This window comes from Sphingomonas sp. (assembly GCF_025353885.1).
GTDB lineage: Bacteria > Pseudomonadota > Alphaproteobacteria > Sphingomonadales > Sphingomonadaceae > Sphingomonas_O.
The window spans coordinates 1-4651 of sequence record NZ_JANXNX010000105.1; the positions used below are offsets into that span (position 1 = coordinate 1).

Sequence of the window (4651 nt, forward strand, 5' to 3'; positions counted from 1 at the left end):
GACAAACCGGTGCGCTATTTGTCGATGCCACAAGAAGAGAACCCGGCCCTCGGCCTTCGCGGCGTCCGGATGAGTCTTCGCTACCCCGAAATGCTTTCCGTTCAATTGCGGGCCATCTTGCGAGCAACGCCTGTCGGAACATGCAGTATATTGGTGCCCATGGTCGCAAGCGTCGACGAAATGATGGAGGTTCGCCAACTCGTCGATGAAGCGGCTGCTGCGATCGGTCGTATAGATACTATTTCGATTGGCGTCATGATCGAGACCCCTGCCGCAGCAATGACTGCTGATCTCTTGGCAAAGGCCGCAGATTTCTTTGCGATAGGGACCAACGATTTGGCACAATATACGCTTGCAATGGATCGTGGAAATCCGCTCGTCGCTGCCCAGGTGGACGCACTCCACCCTGCCGTGTTGAGAATGATCGAACACACCACGCGTGCTGCAGCTGTTCATGGACGGCCTGTTGGTGTGTGCGGTGGGCTCGCGTCCGATCTTGCCGCAGCTCCAATCCTCATCGGTTTGGGAGTCACCGAGCTTTCAGCGGTGCCCGGCGTCATTCCCGAGCTCAAGGCATTTATTCGTACACTAACGCAGTCGCACTGTGTCAATCTCACGCAAAAAGCTTTGAGCCAATCTTCGGCTGCGGCGGTGCGCGCTCTGGTGTCCGGGAAAAAAGCATGAAACGGCCACGCTTTTCAACGGGCGCTCTCCAAGGACTTGGACGGGCGTTGATGCTACCGATTGCAGTATTGCCCGTAGCGGGCCTGCTACTCCGGCTCGGGCAACCCGATCTTCTCGACATCCGTTTCGTCGCTGCTGCGGGCGAAGCCATTTTTCAAAACCTTGGATTGCTCTTTGCGATCGGTGTCGCGGTTGGCTTCGCCCGTGACGGGAATGGTGCAGCCGCTCTAGCAGGTGCGGTGTGTTTCCTCGTCGCAACCAATGGCGCGCAAGCATTGCTTCATCCGAGCCCTGAAATCGGCGTGGGGCTTCCCGAAGCTGTCAAGGCGACAGTCATCAGTGCCTATCGTCAAAACGCACTAGCAAAGCTGAGTGTACCGCTCGGCGTTTTATCGGGATTAATTGGAGGCACGTTCTACAATCGCTTCGGGGCGATAAAGCTGCCCGAATATCTCGCGTTTTTTGGTGGACGCCGCTTCGTGCCGATCGTGAGCGGGATTGGAGGTCTTGTTCTCGCGATCGTTTTTGGTTTGGGTTGGGGTGCCCTTGACAGCGCGATCGACACCCTCAGCCACGGGCTGACCACCGCCGGGCCGCTCGGTTTGTTCATTTACGGCGTGTTGAATCGTCTGCTGCTGGTAACCGGGCTACATCATTTGCTGAACAACGTTGTCTGGTTCATCGCGGGTGACTTCCAAGGCGCAACTGGGGACCTCAACCGCTTTTTTGCCGGTGATCCGAGTGCGGGAGGGTTTATGAGTGGGTTTTTCCCGGTCATGATCTTTGGCTTACCTGCTGCATGCCTGGCGATGTACCGAAGTGCGCGACCGGAGCGCCGCACGGAAGTTGGCGGCCTGTTCTTCAGCCTTGCCCTAACCGCGATGCTGACTGGCGTAACCGAGCCAATCAAATTCACGTTTATGTTCCTTGCTCCAGTGCTTTATGCCGTGCACGCGGTGCTGACCGGTGCATCAATGGTCTTGATGGATGCGCTTCACGTCCGCCTCGGATTCGGATTCTCAGCGGGACTGCTTGACTATGCCCTGAATTACGGGCGTGCCACGCGGCCGCTGCTGCTTGTGCCAGTTGGCGCAGGCTATGCGCTTATTTATTACGCCCTATTTCGCTTCTTTATTGTTAGATTCAATCTGCAGACACCTGGGCGGGAAGACCCGGCAACCGATCCTTTGCCGAACCGCGCGCCCGTCACCGGTAGCCGTGCCCAGCAATTTATTGAGGCATTAGGCGGTCACAGCAACCTTAGCTCGATAGATGCTTGCACCACGCGGCTTCGCCTGACGATCGTCGACCAAACGGCTATCGATGATGCTGCTCTCAAGCAACTTGGAGCGCGCGGACTGTTGCGACCTTCATCCCGCGATCTGCAGGTCATTATTGGTCCTACTGCCGATCTTCTTGCACGGGAAATGCGTGAAGCACCAATGGTCGGACAAGAATCTACATCCAGCGATGCACTGCTTGCGGCTTTTGGCGGACGCGCCAATATTCAGGAGGCCACCGTGTTGTCCAGCCGCGTCATTGTGACATTGGTTGACTCCACAGCAGTAGACGCGGTTGCGATCGATGCTGCGAGCGCGTGCGGCGCGGTGGAGGCTGGTCGGGGCAAGTGGCATGTCGTTGTTGCTTGCGGTGCCAACGAAATTGCTGAACAACTTTTGAAAAAGTGAATGATTGGGACAAGCGCTTTTAGCGAATGAAATTATTATAACCCACCGCACACCCCGCCCGAATCAGCGGTTCAATTCGCATCCGACGAGACGACACTGGCCCAATGGCGCGCTTATCACTGACGGCGGGGTCGGCTTTAATCCATAACGTTCCGCATGACCGCTTCCTGATACAAGGAAAGCCATCTGAAAGTGCCAGGCATTATTGAACTTTGTGGCCGATGCCGCCTGCTCCGTACGCCTTCGGTGAGGGCGGCCTTGCTGGGTTGATCTGATATTCGGAGATGGCACAGGTGCAAGCGCTGGTGTTTCCACCGGTATTAGAGACTGTGCGATGGGTCAGGTGGCGATAATGTCGGGCGTCGAACGCCGGCGGATGTGGACGGACGAACAGAAGCACGCGCTGGTGATGGCGGCGAACGGCCAAGGCAGGTGATCGTCGCGCATCGCGAGGTAGCGCCGGATCGCACGCAGTTCGTCGCCCGCGATCGGCTGTTCAACGGACAAACCGTTTTTGAGGCGACGCACCCACAGAAGCGATACGGCAAGGTCTACTTCATCGCGCCGAAGCGCGGTCGCCTCGCTTAGGCGTTCCGGAAATAGTCGAAGAACGTATAGGTGACCTCGCCGGGGTGGGTCGTGCGCAAGGCGTCGGTCCAGCCCTGATCGAGGAGCCGGAAAAAGGCCGCCTTCACCTCCGGGGCGAAGAGCGCGTCGTCGAGCCAGCGCTCGGGTTTATAGACGTCGAGATCGGTCGGCATCACGTTGAAGTCGCCCGCGGGCATGACCGGCGCGCCGGTCTCCAGCAACCCAGCTGCATGCTCGATCAGACGTTCGAACCATTTCAATTTGTAGTCGAACTTGGGACCGGGCCGGGGATTGCCGTTCGGCAGGTACAGGCCGCCGATCAGGATGCCGTTGACCGCCGCTTCGATATAGCGGCTCTGGCTTTCGTCAGGATCTCCCGGCAACCCCCGGCGGGTCTTGTGGATTTCGCCAACCCGGCTCAGGATGGCGACGTCGTTCCAGCTCTTCTGGCCGTGCCAGATCGCGTCATAGCCGAGGTCGCGGATCGCCTTCTCCGGGAATTTCTCCTGCGGTGCCTTCAGCTCCTGCAGGCAGACGATGTCGGGCTGGTCTTCCTCCAGCCAGCGCAGCAGCACCGGCACGCGGCCGTTGACGCCGTTCACGTTGTGGTCGCGACCTTCATAGGTCGGGCAGCACCTGGTCGGCTCGGCCCCAACCGGAAAACGCCTTGGAGGCGGCCCGCTTTACCAGCTCGGCCGCGTCACCGACATGCCAGTGAGCCGGCGTATCGATCGTCTCCATCTCTTTCCAGGTGATCGGCGCCGCGACCGGTGCACAGGAACGGACGCGCGCGCTGTAGGGCATGACCGCGGTCGCGCCGCGCTGGTTGCGCAGATAATCGACGAAGATGCGGCCCTTGCGCTGCGCCTTCGGCAGCGCGGCGGTGAAATTCTCGGGGTCGCTCTGCGCGACCGCTTGGGCGAGGCGATGCGCGAAATCCTTCACCTCCGGCCACTCTGCCTTCGGCACCAGCGGCGCGATCACGTGGATGCCCTTGCCGCCGGTCGGCAGCACGGCCTCAGCCGCCGCTACAACGGTTTTCAGCCCGTTTAAGGCGGTTTCGGTGCCCATGACGCGCGTCGCTCCTCGGCGGCGCTTGTACCGCGCCTTATGAAGATAGATCAAGTTCGCTTATGTGATAAGTGCAATTATCACAGATACTTCGCAGAGATGTCCGCTAGCCAGTAAGCCGTCGGCACATTGACTGAATTCAGGTATCGTACTGGTATCGTTAATAGTCCTTTTTGACCCAGAAAATGGGTTTCAGCATCATCTTTTCCACGGTTTCCCGCGGATAAGTGGCGCTTTTGTCGCCCTCCGAAGGCAGGGGTCACAGGTCCCAAATCATGCTGATGCCCATTGCGCCTCCTTCCATCCGCTTACCGCTACGAAGACCAATTTCTTCAACACAACCCGCAGAAATCACCGCTAATTCCCGGTTTTCTATCTTGTGGTGATTCTGTGTCGTAAACAGCAGTCCACCATTGTTGTTTAAGATACCTGCTTGTTAATAATAATTTACACGAATGCAGCTAAGTGTTTGATATTGTTAATATAATATCGGATTTGTAATCAGGGGGTCGCGGGTTCGAACCCTGCAGCCGGCACCATAAAATCAACGACTTAGACAGGCTATCTCAAACTTTTCTTAAAGATTTGCGAACTGGGCAACAAAGTGGGCAACAGCTGAC

Annotated in this window: 3 protein-coding genes and 2 pseudogenes; 2 read left to right on the top strand and 3 right to left on the bottom strand. The window is 57.7% G+C overall.

Annotated elements, in window-relative coordinates; all coding sequences use genetic code 11:
- A partial coding sequence (locus Q0R02_RS11530; protein ID WP_293883664.1) for a putative PEP-binding protein occupies positions 1 to 684 on the top strand: 684 nt, incomplete at its 5' end.
- Positions 681 to 2372 (top strand): N-acetylglucosamine-specific PTS transporter subunit IIBC, encoded by a 1692-nt coding sequence (gene nagE / locus Q0R02_RS11535; protein ID WP_293883665.1) that lies wholly within the window; start codon positions 681 to 683, stop codon positions 2370 to 2372. The genes Q0R02_RS11530 and nagE, both read left to right, overlap by 4 nt.
- Positions 2373 to 2711: 339 nt before the next feature.
- Here nagE and Q0R02_RS11540 read toward each other — a convergent pair whose 3' ends face one another.
- The 3 genes and pseudogenes from Q0R02_RS11540 to Q0R02_RS11550 form a co-directional block, all read right to left on the bottom strand.
- The gene (locus Q0R02_RS11540; protein WP_293883666.1) at positions 2712 to 2900 is read right to left on the bottom strand and encodes a hypothetical protein; all 189 of its coding nucleotides are present in this window, start codon (positions 2898 to 2900) and stop codon (positions 2712 to 2714) included.
- Between the two features lie 59 nt (positions 2901 to 2959).
- Positions 2960 to 3562: pseudogene (locus Q0R02_RS11545) on the bottom strand (exodeoxyribonuclease III); the annotation flags it as partial.
- A 16-nt stretch (positions 3563 to 3578) separates the two neighbouring features.
- Positions 3579 to 3971, bottom strand: a pseudogene (locus Q0R02_RS11550) (DNA ligase D); the annotation flags it as partial.
- Positions 3972 to 4651 lie beyond the last annotated feature (680 nt).